The 23,372-nt window shown below is 69.6% G+C and carries 19 protein-coding genes; 6 read left to right on the forward strand and 13 right to left on the reverse strand.

From position 1 onward, the window contains the following. Positions 1-52 precede the first annotated feature (52 nt). Together dapD and AORI_RS46095 are read right to left on the reverse strand one after the other, a co-directional pair. Positions 53-1,039: a 2,3,4,5-tetrahydropyridine-2,6-dicarboxylate N-succinyltransferase gene (dapD, locus tag AORI_RS46090; RefSeq protein ID WP_016331418.1), complete on the reverse strand. Its 987-nt coding sequence runs from the start codon at positions 1,037-1,039 to the stop codon at positions 53-55. A gap of 28 nt (positions 1,040-1,067) precedes the next feature. Then, positions 1,068-1,457 (reverse strand): hypothetical protein, encoded by a 390-nt coding sequence (locus AORI_RS46095; protein WP_016331419.1) that lies wholly within the window; start codon positions 1,455-1,457, stop codon positions 1,068-1,070. 48 nt (positions 1,458-1,505) lie between these two features. Here AORI_RS46095 and dapE point away from each other — a divergent pair, with 48 nt between their 5' ends. Further along, entirely contained in the window at positions 1,506-2,579 is a 1,074-nt protein-coding gene (gene dapE / locus AORI_RS46100) for a succinyl-diaminopimelate desuccinylase (protein WP_016331420.1), read from the forward strand. Here dapE and AORI_RS46105 read toward each other — a convergent pair. Beyond that, entirely contained in the window at positions 2,572-3,459 is an 888-nt protein-coding gene (locus AORI_RS46105) for an aminoglycoside phosphotransferase family protein (RefSeq protein WP_016331421.1), read from the reverse strand. The genes dapE and AORI_RS46105 overlap by 8 nt on opposite strands. Beyond that, complete coding sequence (locus AORI_RS46110; protein ID WP_043848575.1) at positions 3,456-4,709, reverse strand: helix-turn-helix domain-containing protein; 1,254 nt, start codon at positions 4,707-4,709, stop codon at positions 3,456-3,458. The genes AORI_RS46105 and AORI_RS46110 overlap by 4 nt, the downstream gene beginning before the upstream one ends. Positions 4,710-4,820: 111 nt before the next feature. Between AORI_RS46110 and AORI_RS46115 the strand changes: the two genes are divergently transcribed. Further along, complete coding sequence (locus tag AORI_RS46115; RefSeq protein WP_016331423.1) at positions 4,821-5,582, forward strand: DUF3152 domain-containing protein; 762 nt, start codon at positions 4,821-4,823, stop codon at positions 5,580-5,582. Between the two features lie 187 nt (positions 5,583-5,769). On the opposite strand, the gene AORI_RS46120 is transcribed toward AORI_RS46115, so the two are convergent. The 4 genes from AORI_RS46120 to AORI_RS46135 all read right to left on the reverse strand — a co-directional run bounded on the left by AORI_RS46120 (position 5,770) and on the right by AORI_RS46135 (position 12,574). Further along, positions 5,770-6,825 carry a chitinase gene (locus tag AORI_RS46120; protein WP_016331424.1) on the reverse strand — a complete coding sequence of 352 codons (1,056 nt, stop codon included), beginning with the start codon at positions 6,823-6,825 and terminating at the stop codon, positions 5,770-5,772. A 203-nt stretch (positions 6,826-7,028) separates the two neighbouring features. Continuing rightward, a complete protein-coding gene (locus AORI_RS46125) occupies positions 7,029-8,615 on the reverse strand; it encodes a M28 family peptidase (protein WP_016331425.1) in 1,587 nt (528 codons plus the stop codon). Between the two features lie 88 nt (positions 8,616-8,703). Then, positions 8,704-10,971: a M4 family metallopeptidase gene (locus AORI_RS46130; protein WP_016331426.1), complete on the reverse strand. Its 2,268-nt coding sequence runs from the start codon at positions 10,969-10,971 to the stop codon at positions 8,704-8,706. A 277-nt stretch (positions 10,972-11,248) separates the two neighbouring features. Beyond that, the gene (locus tag AORI_RS46135) at positions 11,249-12,574 is read right to left on the reverse strand and encodes a helix-turn-helix domain-containing protein (RefSeq protein ID WP_016331427.1); all 1,326 of its coding nucleotides are present in this window, start codon (positions 12,572-12,574) and stop codon (positions 11,249-11,251) included. 176 nt (positions 12,575-12,750) lie between these two features. Between AORI_RS46135 and AORI_RS46140 the strand changes: the two genes are divergently transcribed. The 3 genes from AORI_RS46140 to AORI_RS46150 all read left to right on the forward strand — a co-directional run bounded on the left by AORI_RS46140 (position 12,751) and on the right by AORI_RS46150 (position 16,089). Continuing rightward, on the forward strand, positions 12,751-14,613 hold the full coding sequence (locus tag AORI_RS46140) for a glycoside hydrolase family 9 protein (protein WP_043847910.1): 1,863 nt from the start codon (positions 12,751-12,753) through the stop codon (positions 14,611-14,613). Positions 14,614-14,725: 112 nt separating this feature from the next. Next, positions 14,726-15,511, forward strand: a complete 786-nt coding sequence (locus tag AORI_RS46145) for an LOG family protein (RefSeq protein ID WP_016331429.1) — start codon at positions 14,726-14,728, stop codon at positions 15,509-15,511. After that, positions 15,511-16,089 (forward strand): LOG family protein, encoded by a 579-nt coding sequence (locus AORI_RS46150; RefSeq protein ID WP_016331430.1) that lies wholly within the window; start codon positions 15,511-15,513, stop codon positions 16,087-16,089. Before AORI_RS46145 ends, AORI_RS46150 begins: the two co-directional genes overlap by 1 nt. A 364-nt stretch (positions 16,090-16,453) precedes the next feature. On the opposite strand, the gene AORI_RS46155 is transcribed toward AORI_RS46150, so the two are convergent. Then, positions 16,454-17,128, reverse strand: a complete 675-nt coding sequence (locus AORI_RS46155) for a lysophospholipid acyltransferase family protein (protein ID WP_016331431.1) — start codon at positions 17,126-17,128, stop codon at positions 16,454-16,456. Between the two features lie 51 nt (positions 17,129-17,179). On the opposite strand from AORI_RS46155, the gene AORI_RS46160 reads away from it, so the two are divergent. Continuing rightward, positions 17,180-18,082 carry a glucosyl-3-phosphoglycerate synthase gene (locus tag AORI_RS46160; protein ID WP_016331432.1) on the forward strand — a complete coding sequence of 301 codons (903 nt, stop codon included), beginning with the start codon at positions 17,180-17,182 and terminating at the stop codon, positions 18,080-18,082. Here the strand turns inward: AORI_RS46160 and cydC are convergent. From cydC to AORI_RS46180, 4 genes are read right to left on the reverse strand one after another with little or no spacing between them, the layout of a single operon-like run. Next, entirely contained in the window at positions 18,071-19,621 is a 1,551-nt protein-coding gene (gene cydC / locus AORI_RS46165) for a thiol reductant ABC exporter subunit CydC (protein ID WP_016331433.1), read from the reverse strand. The two genes, AORI_RS46160 and cydC, sit on opposite strands and share 12 nt — an antisense overlap. After that, complete coding sequence (cydD, locus tag AORI_RS46170; protein WP_016331434.1) at positions 19,618-21,177, reverse strand: thiol reductant ABC exporter subunit CydD; 1,560 nt, start codon at positions 21,175-21,177, stop codon at positions 19,618-19,620. Before cydD ends, cydC begins: the two co-directional genes overlap by 4 nt. 9 nt (positions 21,178-21,186) lie before the next feature. Further along, positions 21,187-22,179 (reverse strand): cytochrome d ubiquinol oxidase subunit II, encoded by a 993-nt coding sequence (locus tag AORI_RS46175; protein WP_016331435.1) that lies wholly within the window; start codon positions 22,177-22,179, stop codon positions 21,187-21,189. A gap of 3 nt (positions 22,180-22,182) precedes the next feature. Continuing rightward, the gene (locus AORI_RS46180; protein ID WP_016331436.1) at positions 22,183-23,361 is read right to left on the reverse strand and encodes a cytochrome ubiquinol oxidase subunit I; all 1,179 of its coding nucleotides are present in this window, start codon (positions 23,359-23,361) and stop codon (positions 22,183-22,185) included. Positions 23,362-23,372: the final 11 nt, after the last annotated feature.

Genomic DNA, 23,372 nt, shown 5'->3' on the forward strand with positions numbered 1-23,372 from the left:
CCGCCCTCCGGGGGAGAGTGGTAGCAAAGGTCCCTTGCTCCCTTTTCGCAGGTCAGTTGGCGTGCAGAGCCGCGTTCAGCTCGATGCCGACCCCGGTGCGCGCGACGACCTCGACGGCGCCGGTCCCGGAGTTCCGCCGGAACACCGCGCCCGAGATGCCGGACAGCTCCAGCGCCTTCACGACCTTGCCCTCGAAGGTCACCTTCGTGCCCGCCGTGACGTACAGACCCGCCTCGACGACCGAGTCGTCGCCGAGCGAGATGCCGACGCCGCCGTTCGCGCCGATCAGGCAGCGCTCGCCGATCGAGATGGTCTCCTTGCCGCCGCCGGACAGCGTGCCCATGATCGACGCGCCACCGCCGACGTCGGAGCCGTCGCCGACCACGACGCCCGCCGAGATCCGGCCTTCGACCATCGAAGCGCCGAGCGTGCCGGCGTTGAAGTTGACGAAGCCTTCGTGCATGACCGTGGTGCCGTTGGCCAGGTGCGCGCCGAGGCGGGCGCGGTCGGCGTCGGCGATGCGGACGCCGGTCGGCACGACGTAGTCCACCATCCGCGGGAACTTGTCCACGCCGTAGACGGTGACGTTGCCGCGCGACCGCAGCCGCAGCCGGGTCGCCTCGAAGCCCTCGACGGGGCACGGCCCGTGGTTGGTCCACACGACGTTCGCCAGCAGCCCGAAGATGCCGTCGAGGTTCGCGCCGTGCGGCCGGACCAGACGGTGCGACAGCAGGTGGAGGCGCAGGTAGACGTCGTGCGTGTCGCCGGGCGCGTCGGCGAGACGGGCGATGGTCGTGCGGACCGCGACGACCTCGACACCGCGGTCGGTGTCCGGGCCGAGCTGCGCGGCGGCGGCCTCACCGAGGGCCTCGGAGGCCTCCTCGGCGGTCAGCCGCACCGTGCCGGCGGTGCCTTCGGCGCCGTCGATCAGCTTGGGCAGCGGGAACCAGGTGTCCAGCACCGTGCCGTCGGTCGTGACGGTGGCCAGTCCGACGCCGGTGGCGCCGGTCGTTTCGGGGTCAGGGGTCTGCTCGCTCACGTCCTGAACGTTAACCCAGTGACCCTCCTCAGCCGCCGACGAGGCTCTTCACACTGGTCAGCGCCGTCGCCATGTCGCCGAGCGCCTGGCCGCACGGGCCGCCGGCAGCCGCCACGTCCTGGCAGTTCGCGGCGCGGAAGGCGGCGATCGGGCGGTCGAGGACGTCGGCGTGCGACGACAGGTCCGGGCGGCGCTTGCGGACGGTGCCCGCGGCGCTGGAGAGTTCGGTGACGTACTTCTGGCAGCTCTTGGGTGACTCGGTCCCCGGCGCCAGGTAGCACTGGTCGGTCGTCAGCGCTTTGAGCTTGATCGGCAGCACGTCCGGCCCGGTGCCCTGGGTCGGACGGACCTTCACCGGGACCTCGCCCGATCCGCAGCCGCTGAGTACCAGGAGGAGGGCGACCAAGATCGTTCGCATGCGCACTCCTTCACGGTAGCCCCGGGCGCCCGGCGGTACGGTGCGGGCATGCCTTCGCTCGATCTGCACGCCGATCCCGTCGACCTCACCGCCGCGCTGGTGGACATCTTCAGTGTCTCCGAAGAGGAGAAGGTCATCGCGGACACCGTGCAGGCCGCGCTCCAGGCGCAGGCACCACATCTCGAGGTGGTCCGCAACGGTGACGCGGTCCTCGCCCGCACGAACCTCGGCCGTCCGTCGCGGGTACTGCTGGCCGGGCATCTCGACACCGTTCCGGTCAACGAGAACATGCCGGTGCGCCGCGAGGGGACCGGTGACGACGAGATCCTGCACGGGCTGGGCACCGTCGACATGAAGAGCGGTGACGCCGTCTTCCTGCACCTCGCCGCCGCCCTCCGGGAGCCGAAGCACGACGTCACCTTCGTGTTCTACGACTGCGAAGAGATCGAAGCGACGAAGAACGGTCTCGGCCGCATCGAGCGCGAGCTGCCCGAGTGGCTGAAGGCCGACCTCGCGATCCTCGGCGAGCCGTCGAACGGCGGAATCGAGGGAGGTTGCCAGGGCACGATGCGGATCGAGATCCGCGTCGAGGGCGCCCGGGCGCACACCGCGCGCGGATGGATGGGCGTCAACGCGATCCACGGTCTCGCCGAGCCGCTGCGCAGGCTGGCCGAGTACACGCCGCGCGTGGTCGACATCGACGGCTTGACCTACCGCGAAGGGCTCCAGGCCACGAAGATCGGCGGCGGTGTCGCGGGCAACGTCGTGCCGGACGAGGCCGTGCTCACGATCAACCACCGCTTCGCTCCGGACAGGAGCGCCGAGCAGGCCGAGGCGCACCTTCGCGAGGTCTTCGAGGGCTACGACGTCAAGATTGTCGACTTGTCGCCAGGAGCGTTGCCTGGTCTCAGCGCTCCCGCGGCGGCCGAGCTGGTCGCCGCGGCCGGCGGCAAGGCGGTCGCGAAGCTGGGGTGGACCGACGTCGCGCGCTTCGCGGCTCTCGGGATCCCCGCGGTGAACTTCGGGCCTGGCGACCCGACGCTCGCGCACACCCGCCAGGAGAACGTGCGGGCGGGCGAGATCCGGCAGGTCGCTTCGGTGCTGCGCGCGTTTCTCAGCTAGCCAGAGCTAGGTATTCGTCGAGAGCTTGCTCCGCGCCGCCGTAGGTGAGGTGCGAGATGGCGAACATGGGGGCGACGACGCGGCTCCAGGCGTACAGCCGATCGCCGTCGAGCCCGCACGCGGTCGCCACCACCTGGCACCGCGCTTCGACTCCTTCGTGTCCGGCGCCGCCCACCACGTAGTCGACGGCGTCGAAGCACGGATCACCCACGCACGCCTTCGGATCGATCGCGATCAGGCCGCGCGGGCCGCCGTCGAGGACGTTGCCGAGGTGCAGATCGCCGTGGAGCAGCACGACGCCGGCCTGTGTGTCCAGCAGCCTTTCGCAGCGGTCGATCGCGCGCCGCCAGGTGGCCGGACCGATCCGGGCGGCGATGGCCGGTTCGGTGACGCGACGGCCGATCCGGTCGAACGACTCCTCGAACCGGCCGCGCAGGGTCCACGGCCAGCCCTCGGGCGGGGTGACCGCGTGCAGGGCGGCGAGCAGCTCTCCCCATCGCCCCGGCAAGGTCGACGGTGGCAGGTTCTCGGCTTCGGTGCCCGGCCGGATCTCCTCCAGCACCATCGCGCCGGCGTCCGCATCGGCGGCGAGGACGCCGGGCACCCGGCCAGACGGCGCGAACACCCGCAGCATTTCGAGCTGTTTGGTCAGCAGCGGCCCGTCCGGGCTGAGTTTGAGCACCGCCGGTGTCCCGTCGGACCACCGGCAGCGAAAGACGACGGACGAGGCTCCGCTGTCGAACAACTCACCGAGCGCGAAGTCCCATCGGGCGGCGAGGCGTTCGGCGAAGGCGGGGACGCCGGCGAGCCACCCTTCGGCCTCGGCGCCGAACCTGTCGGCCAGACGAGTGCTGATGTCTTCCAAGTCCACATCGGTCACTGGGGAACGTCCTCCTCGGCTCCGAGAAGGAGCAGTCCACGCCGCAGCAGGTCCGCGGCCTCTTCGAAGCGCCCCTGATCGCGAAGCAGTTCTCCTGCCTTGTCGACCGAAGCGGCCAAGACGCCGCGAGCGTCGCGGAGGGCCGCTACGTCGATGGCGTGCGCGAAGCCCGCTTCGGCTGCTTCGAGGTCTCCGCGAGCCAGCGCCAGCGACCCCTGCTGGAACACGAGGGACGCGGAGAGCGGCGAGTCCGCAGGGATGGCTTCAGCCGCTTCGGAGAGTAGATCGGCGGCGTCGTCGAGACGACCGAATTCGCGGCAGACATCGGCGAGTTCCAGCGTGACGGCCTGGTCGGGCGCTGCCGCGCGTGACGCGCGAAGGTCCACGAGAGCGCCTTCGAGGTCGTCGGCCCGCCGGACCAGCGCTCGTGCGAACAGGCATCGGGCCAGCACCGGGCGCAGGGCTCGTTCGTGGAGCAGATCGTGCAGCGCCGATACGGCGGCGACGGCGTCGGCCACCCGGCCTTCGGCGAGATACGCCTCGGCCAGCCGACGCTGGTTCTCGGCGAGTTCGGTCAGGATCTCCTCATCGCCGCGAGCCAGCCGCAGTGCTTCTCCCGCGTGATGCGCGGCCTGGGCGATCTCGCCGAGGCGGAGCTGCCCGTCGGCGAGGTACGCGTGCAGGGTCAGCAGGAGCACCGGATGCGGGTGACGCTCCAGGCTCGCGTCGAGCGCCGTCCGGAGCAGGTGCATCGCGTGGTGCGGCTCGCCCCGGCCGACCAGGACGTTCGCCCGCAGCGCGGCGGCCAGCCCCCGGTACGACGGGATGTCGGCGGCGAGCGCGGTTTCAGCGGCGGCCACCAGCCGCGGCAGGGTGTCGTCCCGGGCGAAGCGCGCGAGCCACAGCCAGGCGAGCCCGGCCTGGCGGTCACGGCCGCTCTTCTCGGCCAGCCGCGCCAGCCGTCGCATCTTCGCCGCAGAACCGTTTCCGGCCAGGAAGTCCGCCGCGGCCGCCGCTATGTCGAGGTCGAGCCGGACGTCGTCGCGCGGCGAAGTCACGCCCAGCAGCTCACCGGTGTCCACGCCGAGCCGGGCGGCGAAATGGCGGACCGCGTCGCCGGAGGGTGTCCGCGCGCCCGTCTCGACGGAAGAGACGTACGCGGCGGTGTAGTGCGGTTCGGCGAGTTCGCGCTGGGTGAGGCCGCGCTCGGCGCGCAGCCGCCGCAGCCGTCCGCCGACCTCCTCGCCCATGACCGAGAACGATACGGGCGAGCGCGCCGAAAGGTTGCGCGCGCGGTCCCACAACTTCTCCCGGCCCCTGCTCGTATCCCCGGACGTGACCGAAGACCTCCGGGAGGACCGATGACCGCGCGCCGGGTGCTGGCCCTCGTCGTCTGCGCTTTGGTGGTGGCCGGTTGCGAAGACCATTCCGTCGCCCCTCCCGCGGTGACACCGGTGCCGGTCTCCGCCCCTTCGACGACGCCGTCGTCCGCGCCGAGGCCGGTGCTGGCACCACCGTCCGCCGAAATCACCTTCCCGGAGGCGGGATCCGGCCAGTGGGTGTTCCCGACCGGCGAAGGTCAGGTCGCCGGGTCCGCCGGAAGGTTGCTCCGGTACCGGCTCGCCGCCGAAGCCGACATCGTGGGGGTAAGCCAGGACGCTTTCGTCAAGACGGTCGAGTCCACTTTGGCCGATCCGCGCGGCTGGACCGGCGGCGGACGGTGGCGCCTGCAGCGCGCCGGGCCGGACGGTCCCGTCGATTTCACGATCTATCTCGCGACGCCGAAGACGCGCGACGTGCTGTGCGGCAGGCCGGACGGCTACACCTCGTGCCGCAACGGGAACAGCGTCGTGCTCAACGTCGCGCGCTGGGCGCACGGCGTGCCCGGCTACGGTGCCCCGCTGGAGGTCTACCGGCAGTACATGGTCACGCACGAGGTCGGGCACCGGCTCGGGCGCGGGCACGAGCGGTGCCCGGTGCCGGGCGCCCTCGCGCCGGTGATGCAGCAGCAGACGCTCGGCCTGCACGGCTGCGCCCCGAATCCGTGGCCCTATCCCGACGGGAAGCAGTACACGGGTCCCTCGGGGGAGTACGACGATCCGATCCCGCGTGGCGATTCGTGAGTGTTTTGGGTCGTTCCAACGACCCAAAACACTCACGAGACGCTCTGCTCGCCTGAGGTACATGAAGGCCCCCTTCCTGTACCTAGGCGCAAGGATGGGGGCCTTCATGTACGGGGCAAGGTCGAGGGGGTGAAGGCTCCTTTCGTCGCATCAGACTCGGTGAAGGGAGCCTTCAGCCCATACCACTTTAGCGGCCCTGCAGGGATTTCACGTTCCGGCCGAAGGTCCAGCTCCGCGAACCGTCCCAGTTGATCGACCAGGTCATCAGGCCCTTGAGCGCGGGGATGCTGCGGTACGCCTGGGAAACCAGGCTCGGCGACATGTACCCGCCGCCCGCACCCGCCTGCGCCGGCAGGCCGGGGGCCTGCTTGTCGTAGGGGACGCGGATCGTCTGGCCCTGGATCACCAGTCCCTTGTCGAGGCAGTTGGTCTGCGCGACGAAGCCCTGAACCGTCCCGGCCTGGTACGAATCGCCGGAGCAGCCGTACATGCTTCCGTTGTAGTACTGCATGTTCAGCCACCACAGCCGGCCGTTGTCCGCGTACTTCTTGATGATCGGCAGGTACGCGCCCCAGATCGAGCCGTAGACGACGCTGCCGCCGGTGACGTACGCGGTCTCGGGCGCCATGGTGAGCCCGAAGTTCGGCGGCATCGCGGCGAGGACGCCGTCGATGATCCGGATGAGGTTCTTCTGCGACGCGGAGAGCGTGTTGATGTTCCCGCTGCCGGTGAGGCCGGTTTCGATGTCGATGTCGATCCCGTCGAAGTTGTACTTCTTCAGGATCGGCACGATGGTCGCGACGAATTTGTCCGCCACGGTGGCCGAATTCAGATCGATTCCCGCGGTGGCGCCGCCGATGGACATCAGGATCGTCGCGCCCGCGTCCTTCGCGGCGCACATTTCGGACGGGGTCGCGACCTTCACAGTCGCGTCCATCCCATCCTCCCATTTGGCCGTTCCGTCGGACAGGATGACCGGAAAGGCCGCGTTGATCACGTTGTACCCGTTGTCCTTGATCCGGGCGTCGGTGATCGGGATCCAGCCCAGCGGCGGATGGACGCCGTTCGAAGCGCCGTCCCAGTTCTCCCAATAGCCTTGCAGGACCTTGCCCGCGGGCTTCGATTTGACCGCGCAGACCTCGGCGTCGGGCGAGGCCTGCGCCGGGCTCAGGACGACGAGTGTGGTGACGGCGAGTACCGCCGCGCCGGTGATTGCGAGCAGCCGTGAGACGCGACCGAACATACCCAGCTCCCATCTCGAAAGCGGTTTGAACGAACAGGAAGCGGCCGTTCGGCTCAACATAGGTGGCCGCGCATGAGTGGCGCTACCGACGATCGGGTGGTCTAGACCAGATATCGAAGAGTTGCCCGAATTTCTCCCTCACGCACGAAGGCCATCTCACGAGGCCGGGTGTCCTCGTGAGATGGCCTTCGCCATTCGGATGGTCAGACGGTGATGGTCCAGCTGTCGAGCGTGCCGGTGTCCTGCGCGTAGGCGTCGTAGAGCACGAGCGTCCAAGTGCCGGAAGCGGCCTCGTTGGTCACGGGGACCGAGTAGGTCCGCGTGCCGAGATCGGTGCAGGGCAGCGAGCCGGTGGGCTTGACCGAGTACGTGCTGCCGTCGGGCGCCTTCAGGCTGATCCGCAGGTCCTCGGAGCAGGTGTGCGTCCCGGTGATCGACACCTTCACCGGCGAGGTCGCCGTGCCCGTCGCGGTGGACGTGATCGGGCTGTTGACCGTCGCGTAGTCGTTGAGCGCGAAGTCGGTGCCGTTGGTGAACGTGCGCACGCTGACGTCGCCGACGGTGAGCGTGTACTGCGCCGTGCGGTCCACCGAGGTCCCGTCACCGGTCACCGTGATCGTGCTGGTGCCGTTGGGAGTGCTCGCCGACGTCGCGATGGTGAGCGTCGAAGAACCGCCCGACTGCACGGAAGCGGGGTTGAACGTCGCGGTCGCCCCGGCGGGCAGCCCGCTCGCGCTCAGCGAAACCGCTTGCGCCGCACCGGAAGTGGTCGCGGTGTTGACCGTTACGGTCGTCGACTGTCCCGCTTGGACGGTGCCGGAGGACGGCGAGAGACCGAGCGAGAAGTCCGGGCCCGTCGAGGTGCCGACGGCTAGCTTCCAGAGCGCGTAGGCGATCGCGTCGCTGTTCTTCTCCAGCGGGGTGTCCGGGATGTTCGACAGCGTGTCGCAAGCGCGGTGGTAGCAGCTGTCGAAGGGCCTGCCCGCGGTACCGCCCCATTTCTGTTGCTGCGCGGCGCTCTTCGTGTAGCCGGCACCGGTCGCGAGGCCACCGACCGGGATGCCCGCGCTCTTGAACGACGCGTGGTCCGAACGGCCGTCGCCTTCGGTGTCGCCCTCGGTCTGGATACCGATCGTGCGGAAGTACTCGTCGAACACCGCCTTGACCGAAGCGACGTCGTCGTAGACGAAGTAGCCCCAGTTGTCGGAGCCGATCATGTCGAAGTTCAGATACGTCTTGATCTTCGTGCGCTCGGTCTGCGGAAGGCTGTTGACGTAGAACTTGGAGCCGCGCAGGCCGGACTCCTCGTCGGCCCACCAGCCGAAGCGGACGCGTTTGGCCATCGCCGGGTTCTCACGGGCCAGCGTCAGCGCGACTTCGAGGATCGAGGCCGAACCCGAGCCGTTGTCGTTGATGCCGGGGCCGGCGCTGACGCTGTCGAGGTGCGCGCCGAGCATGATGACCTGGCTCGCGTCACCCTGTGGCCATTCCGCGATGACGTTCTGGTTCGAACCCGCGCAGCTCGAACAAGTCTGCAGCGTGACGTTGTAGCCCGCGTCACGCAGTTTCTGCGCCACATAGGACACCGACGCCGGGTAGCCCGGCCGTCCGGAGGCGCGGTTGCCGCCGTTCTGGTTGGCGATCGTCTGCAGCGCGCTCAGATGCGCCTTGACGTTGGCGAGCGAGATGTCCGGTGCGGCGGCGGTGGTCGCCTGCGCGGGCGCGGTGACGACACCCAGTACGGCGGCCATGCCGACGACGGCCGCTCCTATTCGCTTTCCCCACTTCATGCCGGGGTGTTCCTTTCTGGGGTGATGGTCCGTGAAGGCCTCCTTCCCTACGCTGAAAGTAGGGAAGGAGGCCTTCACGGAACGGGGATCAGACGGTGATCGACCAGCTGGAGAGCGTGCCGGTGTCCTGCGCGTAGGCGTCGTAGACCACGAGGGTCCAGGTGCCCGCCGCGACCTCGTTGGTCACGTTCACCGAGTAGTTCCGCGTACCCAGATCGGTGCAGGGCAGGGAGCCGGTGGGCTTGACCGAGTACGTGCTGCCGTCGGGGGCCTTCAGGCTGATGCGGAGGTCCTCGGAGCAGGTGTGCGTCCCGGTGACCGTCACCTTCACCGGGGACACCGCGTTACCGGTGGCGGTGGAGGTGATCGGGCTGTTCACCGTGCCGTAGTCGTTCAGGGCGTAATCGGTGTCGTTGGTGTACGTCCGCAGGTCGCCGCCGGTACCGACGGTGAGCTTGTACTGCGCGGTGTGCGTGCCGCTCGCCGCGGTGCCGGTCACCGTGATGGTGCTGGTGCCGTCAGGGGTGCTCGCCGACGTCGCGATGGTGAGCGTCGAGGAGGCGCCGGACTGTACCGAGGCCGGGTTGAACGTCGCGGTCGCCCCGGTGGGGAGGCCGCTCGCGCTCAGCGAAACCGTCTGCGCCGTACCGTTGACGGTCGCGGTGTTCACCGTGACGGTGGCCGACTCGCCTGCCTTGACCGAGCCCGACGCGGGGGTCACACCGACCGAGAAGTCGTTGCCCTGCGGGGTGCACGAGGTGGGCTCACCGGTCGCCGCGGTGACGCTGATCGCGTCCCACGCCGCCTTGGTGGTGTTGAACTCGGTGCAGGAACCCGGGTACAGCGCGAGCGCCGCCTCCAGGGTGGCCTTGCGGGCCGCCTTGTGGTTCCAGCTGGAGGTCTTCTTCAGCAGGCCGTTGTAGAAGATCTTCGCGGCCTTCTGGATGCCGATCCCGGTGATCGAGGTGTTGTTGCAGGTCGGGCTGGCCGGCTTGCCGACCGGCGCGGTGCCCTCGGCGAGCAGGTAGAACCAGTGGTTCTGCGGGCCCGCGGCGGCGTGCACCTCGGTGTTCGGGATGGATGAGGAGTAGCAGTCGGGGTTGCCCGAGATCCGGCTCGGCTGGTTCATGTAGCGGATCGGGCCGCGGCCGACCAGGTTCACGCCCTCGCCGACGTCGTAGTCGGGGACGTCCTTGGCGTTGTTGGCGTAGTGCTCGGTGACGGCACCGAAGATGTCACCGGTGGACTCGTTGAGCCCGCCGTTCTCGTTGCCGCTGCCCGCGCCGCCCGGCGTGGTCTGGAAGATGGCGTGGCCGTATTCGTGGGCGACGACGTCCATCGGGGTGGCCTGACGCTGGCTGTCCTGCGAGCGGCCGTAGGTGGTCGAGGAGCCGTTCCAGTAGGCGTTGGCCTGGTTGAGGCCGACGTAGGCGGGGAAGCCGCCGCCGTTGCCGTTGATGCCGTTGCGGCCGAGCCATTCGCCCAGCATCTTCCACTCGGTCTGCACGCCGAAGAGCGCGTCGACGCAGGCGGTTTCCAGGTCGGTGCCGGAGCCGTTGCCCCAGTTGTCGTCCGGGCCGCTGAAGGGCGAGCCGTTCTGGCGGGCACAGCTGATGTTGGTGCGCTGCGGGTCGCGCATCGTGTACGTGCCGCCGGAGTTCGTCGTGTCGATGGTGACGTTGCCGACGTAGTAGCTGTTCCCGGCGCCCAGCGTGCCGACCTCGTTCGACGTGGCCTTCGGTGCGGCGGCGGGGAAGTTGGACATCTTGACGTCGTCACGGGTTTCGAGCACCGCGCCGGTGACGCCGTCCACGAACACGTGCAGGTTGCTCGGTGCCGTCGCCTTGGTGCCCGCGACGACGACCTCGTAGGCGAGCTTGGGGGAGTTCCCCGCCAGCACGACGAGCTTCGGCGCGACCACGCTGTCTACTTTGGACAGCTGACCGCGGGCGACCTCGGTCGCCTTCGCCGCGGAGATCCTGGCCTTGGTGTCGACCGAGATCGCCGCGGTCTCCGCGGCGCTGGTGCCGCGGACGCGCCCGGCGCCGTCGGCCACCACCACCGCGTCCCCGCCGACGACCGGCAGGCCACGGTAGGTTCGTTCGTAAGCGGCGTAGAAGAGTCCTCCGCCACCCTGGGTCAGCCCGACGCGGTGGAAGTCCTCTTGGGCTCCCTTCCGCAGGTGGTCCACCCCGGCCGCGGCGGCCCGGTCGGCCGCGCTCGCGGCGACGGTGTCGGGGCTCGCGGGCTGGATGGTGGCGGTGGTCGCGTTCGCCGGGGTCACCGGGAACGTCATGCTCAGGGCAAGGCCGGCGACGGCCGCCAACCCTGTTCTGAGCCCTCGCTGAACGGTCATGTGAACCTTCCATGGGCAGGACCGCGTACCCGGACGGCCAGTGGCGCGGCGGGGAATCAGACCGGGGCGGGTGCACGGCGGGGGACGGGGAGCGTGCCCATTCGGATAACTGGAGTTATCCCGATGGACACGTTCGAGTAAAGGAGCCGCTCACAAGGCCGTCAATGGGCCGGATGGCCTAGCGGGCCGGGTGAAGATCCACATGCAAGGAATAAAATCCCTGTGTAGTAAGAGTTTTTCCCGCCATGTGCGATATATGGCGACTTTCGTATGGTTTTCAGACCGCCGGCCCGGAATCGGACATAGCGGCCGCGCGCACACCGCGCCGATAGGCCTCCGCCGCTTTTTCGATTAATCCGCGGGCCCGCAACGTGTCGCCCAAATGCAGCGCGGTGGCGACGAGCGCGCCGCGCAGCTCGGCCTTTTCCTGTGCGGTGGCGGCTTCTTCGAGCAACGCGGTCGCTTCGGGCAGATCACCGCGGGCGCGGGCGATGAGTCCCAGTAACCGGAGAACCTCGGTTCTCGCCTCGATATCGGGGGATCGATCCAGAAGCGGCCGGATCCCCTCGGCGAGTTCGGCCGCCTCGTCGAGCTCCCCTTGGCGGCGGCGGACGTCGGCGAGCTCGATGGTCGCGCCGAGCACCCCCTCCTGCGATCCGGCCTTGGCGAGGAGATCACGGGCGAGCCGTAGTTCGGCGTGCGCCTCGTCGAGTTTTCCCAGCCGTCGCCACAGGAAGCCGCGGGCCCAGCGGCTGCGGGCGGCGTCACGGTCGTAGCCGATCGAAGTGAACAGTCTCAGTGCCCGCGAAAGGTCCTTCTCCGCGCGGTCGACCAGGCCGATCTCCTGCCACAGCTGCGCCGCCTGCCGGTGATAGCGGGCCGAGATGTCCTTGCGGTGAGCGGAAGAGAGGATGCGGCGGCCTTCCTCGGCGGCCCGCCGTGCCCGGCGCAGCGCGCCCATTTCGATGAGCGGATGGATCAACGCGGTCAGCAGGGCCAGTTCGGCATCCGGATCGGTCGCGCCGGTGGCGCGAAGCTCGGCGAGCGCCGTCTCGACGAGCGCGACCGACGCCCCCAGATCACCCGACAACGCGCGGCAGGCGGCCAGCCGGTTGACGATCATCGCCCGCAGTCGGGGCGAAGCGGCGTCGGCAAGCTCCATGGCGTGCGCGAAACCCTTGTCCGCCAACGGGATGTCGTAGCGCTGCCACTGGACTTCGCCGAGATAGAAGCGGGCGTGGCATTGGACGTCCGGTAGCCGGTACCCGGCCGCCCGGCGCTCCACGCGGGCGAATTCGCGCTCGGCGGCTTCGAGTCCGCCCTTCTGCAACTCGCGGTACGCGGTTTCGAGCGCGTCGGTGAGTTCTTCGGCGGCGCCGGGCGGCCGGTCGAAGCGGAGCTCGTCCGGGGTGAGCCCGAGCCGCCGCGCGAGATGGGAGAGCACGTCGTCCGAAGGCAGGCGGCCGCCCGACTCGACCTTGGCGAGGAAGCCGCGGTCGTAGCGGGGCTCGGCCAGCTCGCGCTGGGTCAGCCCGCGTGCCCGGCGCAACCGCCGGATCCGCGCGCCGAGTGGTTCTGCCCCGCTGGACGGCACCTCGACCACGGTAGACGATTTCCCGGCGGGGATCCGGGTTGAGCAGGACAGATACCCGCCAACAACACCCGGATCCGGTGACTTTCGGCCGCTGAAACGGACATATTGACTGGTGGCGTTCCGGGCGCTAGCGTCTTGCGCCATAAAAAGGAAACTTTCTTAACTAATTCGTGAGCGGGGCGCCGATGATGGTGAGTTCCTGGTCCCGGACGGTGGCCGCGGTTTCGGCACTGGTCCTCGGGGGTTTGACGGTTCCGGCGGTTTCGGCCGCGGCGGCGGTGCAAGGTGAGGTCCGGGTCGATCAGGTCGGCTACGGCATCACCGAGACCAAGCACGCTTATCTCCTCTCCAGCGCGCCGGGTTCGTTCTCGGTGATCGACGAACGCGGCCGGACCGTCCATCGTGGACGGACCGGGCAGTCGCTCGGCGCGTGGAACGCGAAATACCCGGCGGTGTACCAGCTGGACCTGTCGAAGGTCTGGCTGCCGGGCAAGTACCGGATCGAGGTCACCGGCGAGACCAAGGCGACGTCGCCGACGTTCCGGGTGGACACCAAGGACCGGCTCTTCACCCCGCTCGTCCGCGCCACCAACGAGTTCTTCCAGGCGCAGCGCGACGGGGACGACATCATCCCCGGCAGGCTCGATCGCAAACCCTCGCATCTGGCCGACAAACAGGCCACGGTCTACGAATGGCCCGCGTTCGGCGGTGAATTCGGCGACGAGATCACCGAACCGCTGAAGCCGGCGGGCGGCCCGATCGACGTCGAGGGTGGCTGGGTCGACGCGGGAGACTTCGTCAAGTTCACCTCGAACACCGCGTATTCGCTGGCAGAGCTGGGATACGTGCTCCGCGAGGACTACGACCGGGCGCTGGCCGCGGAGGTCAAGCTCGGTCTCGACTGGCTCGACAAGATGTGGGACGAGAAGAGCAAGACGCTCTACGCCCAGGTCGGCATCGGGACCGGCAGCGACAAGTTCGGCTTCCTCGGCGACCACGACGTCTGGCGGAACCCGCACGACGACGACCCGCTCGACGTGAAGCCGGGCGACCCCAAGTACTTCGTGAAGCACCGGCCGGTCTTCCCGGCGAACCCCGGCGGTTCCGCGCTCAGCCCGAACCTCGCCGGCCGCGTGGCCGCCGCGTTCGCGCTCGGCGCGCAGGTCGAGGCCAAGCGGAACCCTTCGCTGGCGAAGAAGTACTTCGCCGAGGCCGCTTCGGTTTTCGCGCAGGCCAAGACCGAGAACGTCGGCGAACTGGTCACGGCGTTCCCGCACGCGTACTACCCGGAATCGTCCTGGCGGGACGACATGGAACTCGGCGCGACGCAGCTCGCCCTGGCGGCCAAGGCCCTGCGGGATCCGCGGTCGGCCGAATGGACGCGGCAGGCGGCGCACTGGGCGAATGCGTACATCGACGTCGAAGAGAAGAGCACGCTCAACCTGTACGACACCAGCGCGCTGGCGCACGCCGAACTGGCGAAGCTCCTGCGGCACGATGTCCCGGGTGCGGCACTGGGCCCGAAGGAGCTGATCGGTGACCTTCGCCGTCAGCTCGACGAAGGTGTCGCGAGCGCGGCTCAGAGTCCTTTCCGGACCGCCGTCTCGGTGAAGGAATTCGACGCGGCCAGCAAGAGCTTCGGGTTCGCCGCGACCGAGCGGCTGTACGCGGACCTGACCGGTGACCGCCGGTACGCGGCGTTCGGCTCGCAGCAGCGGAACTTCACCCTCGGCGCGAACGCGTGGGGCATCTCGCTGGTCGTCGGCGTCGGCACCACGTACCCGCGGTGCCCGCACCACCAGGCGGCGAACCTCGCCGGCGAGGAGAAGCTGCTCTACGGCGCCGTCGTGAACGGCCCGAACGGGGCGGAGAACTTCGAGCACATGGAGCTCCCGCCGGGTTCGAAGGACTGCAAGAAGCCCTTCGACGCCTTCGACACCCCCGAGTCCCGCTACGCCGACGACCTCGCGTCGTGGCCGAGCAACGAGCCCGCCATCGACTTCACCTCGACGGCCATGCTCGCGTTCGCGCTGACCGGACGTTCCTGAGGCGTGCTCGCGGGGCCCGCTCACCGGCGGGCCCCGCGTTCGCGTACCCGACAACTCCTGTTCGCGGCGATGCCGCCGCTCCGGACGGTGACGACGTCGTAGTCTTGGCGGGGTGAGTGAGACAAGCGAGTTCCCCGACGGCCAGTACCCGGAACGTCCGATCGAGCGCCACAAGGGCCCGGTCGTGCTGCGGCGGGATCGCCGTGACCAGGGCAGCACCACCGACCAGCGCCTGCTGGACTCGCGGGGGCCGAGCGACTGGGTGCACACCGACCCGTGGCGCGTGCTGCGGATCCAGGCCGAGTTCGTCGAGGGCTTCGGCGCGCTGGCCGAGGTGCCGCGCGCGGTGACGGTGTTCGGTTCCGCGCGGACCAAGAGGGAGCACCCGGAGTACGAACTCGGCCGCAAGATCGGCGCCGCGCTCGCGAACGCGGGCTTCGCGGTGATGACCGGCGGCGGCCCCGGCGCGATGGAAGCGGTGAACCGCGGCGCCAACGAGGCGGGCGGCTTCTCCGTCGGCCTCGGCATCGAGCTGCCGTTCGAGCAGGGGCTGAACCCGTGGGTCGACCTCGGCGTCAACTTCCGGTACTTCTTCGCCCGCAAGACCATGTTCATCAAGTACTCGCAGGCGTTCATCTGCCTGCCCGGCGGCTTCGGCACGCTCGACGAGCTGTTCGAGGCGCTCACCCTGGTGCAGACGAAGAAGGTCACGAAGTTCCCGGTCGTGCTGTTCGGCAGTGACTACTGGGGCGGCCTGTACGACTGGATCGCCAAGACGCTGCTCGCCGAGGGCAAGATCGGCGAGAAGGACCTCGACCTGCTGCACGTCACCGACGACATCGACGACGCCGTGCGTGTCGTGCAGGAGTCGTACCAGGCATGGGAGGACACCCACTGATGGCGGCGCCGCGCCGGATCTGTGTCTTCTGCGGCTCGTCCATGGGCTTCGACCCGAGGTATGCCGACGAGGCGCGGGCCCTGGGCACGCTGCTGGCCTCGCGGGGGATCGGGCTGGTCTACGGCGGGGCGTCGGTCGGGACCATGGGCGTCGTCGCGGACGCCGCGCTCGCCGCGGGCGGCGAGGTGATCGGCGTGATCCCGGAGGCGCTGGGCACCGTCGAGATCGCGCACGCCGGCCTGACCGAACTGCACGTCGTCGCCGACATGCACCAGCGGAAGGCGAAGATGGCGGCGCTGTCCGACGGCTTCCTCGCGCTGCCCGGCGGTGCGGGGACGCTGGAGGAACTGTTCGAGGTGTGGACGTGGGCCCAGCTCGGGCTGCACGAGAAGCCGATCGGGCTGGTAGACGTCGGCGGGTACTACGCGCCGCTGCTGAAGTTCGCCGACCACATGGTGTCGGAGGGCTTCCTGTCGGCCGGGTACCGGGACATGCTCTCGATCGACTCGGACGCTTCGGTGCTTCTCGACGGCTTCGGGGACTACGTGCCTCCGCCTCGGCCTAAGTGGGCTAAGTAGGGCTTTGGCTTCCTCGGTACATGAAGGACCCCTTCATTGCGTCTAGCGCCGTGAAGGGGGCCTTCATGTACTTGGGCTGCCGCGAAGGGCGAGTTACTTGTGACGTGTGGAGTCACTGGGGCAGTTGGTGTTCGTGGGGTGACCGGCGAGTCCGTGAAGGCCCCTTTGAGGGACCCAGAGTCCGTGAAGGCCTCCTTCACTACCTTGAGGGTAGGGAAGGAGGCCTTCACGGCACTCCACCCAGCACCAGCCGCACCGGAATGCGCCAAATGTCCCTTTAGTCCAACTCGCGCGTGCAATGGCGGAGCCGCGAGCAGTGGGAGAGCAAGGGACCTTTGCTACCACCCGCGCCCCACGCGGACCGTCAAGCAGCGCTCTGATCAGGCCGTTTGTGATAAGAGTCGACGTACTCCTGCCCCGAAAGCTCCAGGATCGCGTACATGATCTCGTCGGTCACCGAACGCCGGATCGCCGGCGACGAGTCCTGCCCCTCGTACCGCGAGAAGTCCAGCGGCGCGCCGTAGGTGACGGTGATCTTCGCCCGCCGCGGGATCCGCTTACCGCCGGGCTGCAGGTTTTCGGTACCGGTCAGCGCGACGGGCACCACCTTCGCCCCGGTCGCCAGCGCCAGCGCCGCGACACCGGTGTGCCCGCGGTGCAGCCGCCCGTCCAGCGAGCGGGTGCCTTCGGGATAGATCGCGAACGCGCCGCCCGCGTCGAGCACCTTCCGCGCCGCTTCGAGCGCGGCGAGACCGGCCTGGGCGTTGCCGCGTTCGACCGGGACATAGCCGAGGCCGCCCAGGAAACCGGCCATCAGTTTGCCCTTGAGCCCGCGGCCGGTGAAGTACTCCGCCTTGCCGAGGAACTTGACCTGCCGCATCGCCGTGAAAGTGATCACGCCGGTGTCCAGCGCCGCCCGATGGTTGGGTGCCAGCAGCACCGGCCCGGTGGCGGGGATGTTCTCCACGCCGCGGATCTCGGGGCGGTACAGCGCTCTGACCAGCGGGCCGAGCACGAAGCGGACGAGCAGCGGTAGCAAGGTTCCTCCATCGACAGGGTGTCGGACTCCAGCATGGCACGATCACTACTCATGAGTTGGTTCGAGCGGCGCACCTGGCAGAACCCGGGCTGGACGGTCGAGGACATCGTCGCTGCGAAGGGTGACCGGACGGTTTCGGTCGTGCTACCGGCGCTCGACGAAGAGGACACCGTCGCCGAAGTCGTCGGCACGGTCCGCCCCTTGCTGGGCACGGTCGTCGACGAGCTGATCGTGATGGACTCGGGGTCCACCGACGCCACCGCCGAGCTCGCCGCCCGCGCCGGAGCGCGCGTGGTGCACCGCGAGGACGTGCTCCCCGGCCTGCCGCCGGTGCCTGGCAAGGGCGAGGTGCTGTGGCGGTCGCTGGCCGCGACGACCGGTGACGTCGTCGTGTTCCTCGATTCCGACCTCGTCGACCCGGATCCGGCGTTCGTGCCGACCCTCCTCGGGCCCCTGCTCTGCGAGGACGGCGTCCACCTGGTCAAGGGCTTCTACCGGCGGCCGCTGCGGCTGGAGAGCAGCGGCGGCGGCCGGGTCACCGAGCTGCTGGCGCGACCGGTCCTCTCGGCGCTGCGCCCGTCACTCTCGGGGCTGATCCAGCCTCTCGGCGGCGAGTACGCCGCGACGCGCGAGTTCCTCGAGTCGGTGCCCTTCGCGGCCGGGTACGGCGTCGAGATCGGGCTCATCCTCGACGCCGAAGCGCGCTACGGGCTCGAAGGGCTCGCTCAGGTCAACCTCGGCGTACGCAAGCATCGCAACCGCTCGCTGCTTCAGCTGGGTGTGATGGCGCGCCAGATCCTCGGGACGGCGCTCGCGCGCTGCGGCGTCAAGTCCGACGACCCGGCCCAGCTCACCCAGTTCGCGCAGGTGGGTGACGAATGGCTGCCGGAGGTGGCCGAGGTGTCGGTCAGCGACCGGCCGCCGATGCGCGAAGTGCGCGGTCTAAAGGCGTAGCACCTCGTCGAACCCGGCCACCTGCGACTCGCGATGCGTCACGAGGACGACGGTCCCGCGCGCGGCGGCGAGTACGTCGGCCAGGACGGCGTCGCCGTGCTCCGGATCCAACCCTTCGACTGGCTCGTCGAGGACGAGGACCGGCGGCGCCGAGAGCACTGCTCTCGCCAGGATGAGCCGCTGGCGTTGCCCACCGGACAGCGCGTCGCCGTCGGAGCCGACCTCGCGATCCAGCGGCAGATCGAAACCGGCCGTGGCGCACGCGTCGAGCAGTTCGGCGTCGGACGAGCCGGGCTTCGCGAGCAGCAGGTTCTCCCGGACCGTCGTGTGGAAGACGTGCGCGTCCGCGAGCGCGCCCGAAATCACCGACGGCAGCAGCGCCGGGTCGTAGGTCTCCAGCGGCTTCCCGTTCAGCAGGGCGCGCCCGGACGTCGGCGCCACGGAACCCAGCAGGACGTTCAGCAAAGTCGTCTTCCCGGCCCCGCTCGGCCCCACGATCCCGATCCGCTTGCCCGGCGGCAGGTCGAGGTCGACGCCGTCCAGCGCCGGGGCCCTGCCGTCGAACCGGACACCGACGCCTTCGAGCCGCAGATGTCCCGGTTCGGGCCTCGCGGTCCCTCGTGCGGGCGGCGGTTCGGTCAGCAGCGAGCGCACCCGCTCGGCCGAAGCGCGGACCTCGACCCAGCGCTGGGCGGCCGCGGTCAGCGGGAGGACCAGCTCGAACACGGCCAGCGCGCCCAGGGCCAGTGCCGCGGTCAGCGGTGCTGAAACCCCGGCGGTCAGCGCGATCACGACGCAGGTCAGCAGCTGGACGAGGATCCCGGCCGCGGTCAGCAGGCTCGTGCGGTTCGCCGTCGCCCGATCCCGCGAAGCAAGGGAATCGACCGCGGTGTGCGCGGCGTCCACAGTGGACTCATGGACGCCGTAGGCGATCAGCTCGCGGCGCCCGGTGATCAGCTCGACCGTCCGCTCGGCGAGGTCGGCGCGGGCCGGGGCACTCGCCTCCGCCGCCGCGCGGGTGATCCGCACGCACAGCCAGGGCAGGCCGATGCCGGCGACGGCGAGCCCGAGTGCCAGCACGAGCCCAGCGGCCGGGCTGGCGATCAGCGCGACCGTCGTCGCCACCGCGCCGACGAAAGCGGCGACGCCGGCGGGCAGCAGGCAGCGGAGGATCGCGTCCTGCACGGCGTCCACATCGGACACCAGGCGGGTGACGAGATCGCCGCCCGAATGCCGCGAGACCCGGTGCGGCAGCAGCGACGTGTACACGCGAGTCCGCAAAGCGCCGAGATAACGCAGGACGACCTCGTGCCCGGCGAGCCGCTCCGCGTACCGCAGCCCGCCGCGCAGCAACGCCAGTGTCCGCACGGCGACGATCGCCACGGTGAGCGACGCCAACGGCGGCTGTTCGGCCGCCTTCAGCAGCAGCCACGCGGCGGTGGCCATCAGCGCCAGCCCCGCCAGCTCGGCCCCGGCCGCGATCAGCCCGGCACGGACCAGGCGTACGAAATCCTTTGTGGACACACCCCAGACGTTCACACCAGTTCCCGTTCTCGTACGGCGCCATCGGGGACTTCGAGGACGCGGGTGGCCAGCGCGGCCATCGCGGGCCGGTGGGCGACGAGCACCGCGGTCCGGCCGGTGAGCAGTTCACGGGTCGCGCCGAGCACGGCCGCTTCGGTCCCCGCGTCGAGCCGGGCGGTCGGCTCGTCGAGCAGCGCCAGACCCGCCTCGGTGCGGGCCAGCGCCCTGGCGAGACCGAGCCGTTGCCGCTGACCGGCCGAAAGTGGCGCGCCCAGTTCGCCGATCCGGGTCCGGTAGCCGTCGGGCAGACCTCGCACGACCTCGTCGAACGCCGCCGCGCGGGCCGCGGCCTGGACGTCCGGCACCTGGCCCATGGCGATGTTCTCCTCGACGGTCCCGGTGAACAACGTCGGCCGTTGCGGCACCCACGCCGTCCCGGCCCGCCACGCGGCCGGATCCAGTTCGCGCAGGTCGACGCCGTCGACGAGGACCCGGCCGGCCGTCGGCGTCACGAACCCCAGCAAGACCGCCAGAAGCGTGCTCTTCCCGGAACCGCTGGGCCCGACGAGCGCGACGTGCTCACCCGCCTCGATCGTCATGTCCACTTCGGACAGTACGGTTTCTTCGCCGTACGCGACGCTCACCTTCTCCAGCACGATCCGCGGCGCACCGTGGCGGGCCACCCGGGCACCCCCGGCGACGTCTTCCGAACGGACGGCCAGCGCTTCCCGGAGTGTGGCGAGTCCCTCCGCGCTGGCGTGGAACTTCGCCCCCGCGGCACGCAGCGGCAGGTACGCCTCGGGGGCGAGCAGCAGCACGAGCACCGCGGTGTGCACGACCATGCCGCCTTCCAGCAGCCGGAAACCGATCGGCACCGCCACGAGCGCCACCGAAAGCGTCGCCACGAGCTCCAGCACCAGCGCGGACAGGAACGCGACCCGCAGCGTGCGCATGGTCGCGTCGGTATGCGCGTCCGCCATCGCCCGCACGGTCTTCGCCTGCGCCTCCGCGCGGCCGAACACCTTGAGCGTGCCGAGCCCGCGCACGACGTCGAGGAAATGCCCGCCCAGCTTGGAAAGCAGCGACCACTGCTTGGCGGTCTTCGCCTTCGTGTGCTGTCCGACCAGGATCGCGAACACCGGGATCAGCGGCAGCGTCGCGGTGATGATCAGCGCCGACGACAGATCCGCGGCGAACAGCCGGACGAGCACCGCGACCGGCACGATCGCCGAGAGCACCACCGTCGGCAGATAACCGGTCAGGTAGGCGTCGCCCGCGTCGATCCCCTTGGTCACCAGGGTCGCGACCTCGCCGGGATTCTCCGCCTCCGCGCCGAGAAGCCGTTTGCGCAGCCCGGACTTCACCGTCGCGGCGAACCGGCCGCCGACGGAACCCTGGACGCCCGCGAGCAGCGCCCGCACCGCGATGGCGGCCACGAGTGTCCAGGTCACGCCGCCGCCGGTGAGCAGCGTCGCGAGACCGTCGGCCTGGACGAGGATCGCCGCGGCGGTCAGTGTGCCGAGCACGGCCAGTACGCCGAAGTGGCGCCGCAATCCGGGAAGGGGAGGCATCTCGGGCTCCTAGAAGTGCAGCAGCGAACGCTGGTCGACGCGGGTGTCGTGCCTGCGCCAGGTCACCCACTGCACGGCGGCGATCGCCACGAGCGCGGGCGGCAGGACGAAAGTGAGCAGGCCGAGCATCTCGGTGCTGGTGGCCGCTTCGGTCAGGCTCAACGAGAAGCCTCCGTCCACAGAGGACACCAAGGCATCCGGCAGGCGCAGGGTTCCGACCGCCAGCACCGGCGACGCGGACAACGTCATCGTGGCGACCAGCGCCGTCTTGTGCCGCCCTGCACGCAAAGCCGCCGCCGCGACGGCCAGCGCGCCGAACGCCAGCACGATCGCGGGCAGCACCGACCACGACGCGGTGGTCTCGACGGCGCCCCAGCCGACCGCCACGACCAGGAACGCGAGCGCGGGCGCGAGCAGGGCCTTGGCGATCCGGTTCGCGCGGGCGGTGAATTCCGCGGGTGCCCGGACGGCGAGGAAGGCCGCGCCCTGCAAGGCGAACAGCGCGACGAACCCGGCACCCCAGAGCAGCGCGTACGGGCTGAACACCGCGAGGACGTCGCCGCTCGGTTTCCCGGCCGCGTCGAGCGGGAGCCCGAGCACGAGGTTGCCGAGGAACACACCCCAGGACACCGCCGTCACCCACGCGCCGACGGTGATCGCCAGCGTCCAGGCGCCGCGGCCCGCGTCCGGCCGCCTGCTGCGCAACTGCACCGCCGCGGTGAACGTGACGAGCCCGAGCAGCAGGGTCACCACCGGGATATACGCCCCGGCGAACACTTTCCCTTCCAGATGCGGGAAAGCGCCGAACAGGACACCGACCGCGGCCACCAGCCACACCTCGTTGGCCAGGAAGAACGGGCCGAAGGCGCCGAGCACGCGCCGCCGCCCGGCCTCGTCACGGCTGAGCCTGCCGAGCAGCATCCCGACGCCGTAGTCGTAGCCCGCCAGCGCGAAATAACCGGCCGTCAGGAAACCGAGCACACACCACCAGAGGATCACCATCGGTCAGACTCCACTCAGGACGGGAAGTTCGGCACGGGGCGCGGGCGCCTCTTCGCTCGCGTCGGGGCCGCGTTTGGCGACCCGAGACATCAGCACCCAGTCGGCGATCGCGAGCACCAGGAACAACAGCGTGAAAGCGATGAAGGAGAACAGGATCTGCCCCGCCGGGATCGACGCGACGGCGTCCGCGGTGGTCAGCTGCCCGCGGATCAGCCACGGCTGACGGCCGATCTCCCGCACGAGCCAGCCGAGGATCGCCGCGACGAACGGCAGCGGGATGGCCAGCACCATCAGGTACAGCAGCGGCCGCACCTTGGTGATCCAGTTCCGGAACAGCAGCAGCGTGCCGAGGATCGACGCGAGGAAGGCGATGAAGCCGATCTGGATCATGAAGCCCAGGGAGGCACCGACGACGGGATCCGCTCCTTCCAGCTTGCCGGGGTGGTACTCCCCGAGCGGGCCGAATTGGGCGAAACCGAAGCCGATCACCAGCGTGCTGCCGATCAGCGAGGTGAGCACGCCGATCCGCATCGACCGCTGGAAGAACTCGATCTCCTTGGTGCGCTTGATGAAGTGGTACGCGCTGACGCCCACCACGAAGAAGCCGCCGGTCATGAGCGCGGCGCTCAGCACGTGCGGCAGCGAGCTAGTCAGTGCCGGGTTGGTGAACAGCGCGCCGAAGTCGTCGAGTTTCAGCACACCGTTCTCGGCGTGCGTGCCGACCGGGTTCTGCAGGAACGAGTTGGCCACCATGATGAACAGCGCCGAGGCGTACGCGGTCAGCGTGACCAGCCAGATCAGCGCCAGGTGGACCCATTTGTTCAGTCGCCCCCAGCCGAAGATCCAGAGCCCGAGGAAAGTCGATTCGGCGAAGAACGCCACCAGTGTCTCGATGGCCAGCGGGGCGCCGAAGACGTCGCCCGCGACCGCGGACAGACCGGTCCAGGTGAGCCCGAACTGGAATTCCATCACGATTCCGGTGACGATTCCCAGCGCGTAATTGATCACATAAAGCTTGCCCCAGAAGCGAGTCATCCGCGTGAGCTCCGGCTTGCCGCCGAACGCGGAGCGTGTCTGCATCACCGCGACGAGTGTCACGAGCCCCAGTGTGAGCAGTACGAACAGGAAGTGGAACGAGGTCGTCGTCGCGAACTGGAGTCTCGCGATCGGGAGTGCGTCCATGTCGAAGCACT

Source organism: Amycolatopsis keratiniphila (genome assembly GCF_000400635.2).
GTDB classification, from domain to species: domain Bacteria; phylum Actinomycetota; class Actinomycetes; order Mycobacteriales; family Pseudonocardiaceae; genus Amycolatopsis; species Amycolatopsis keratiniphila.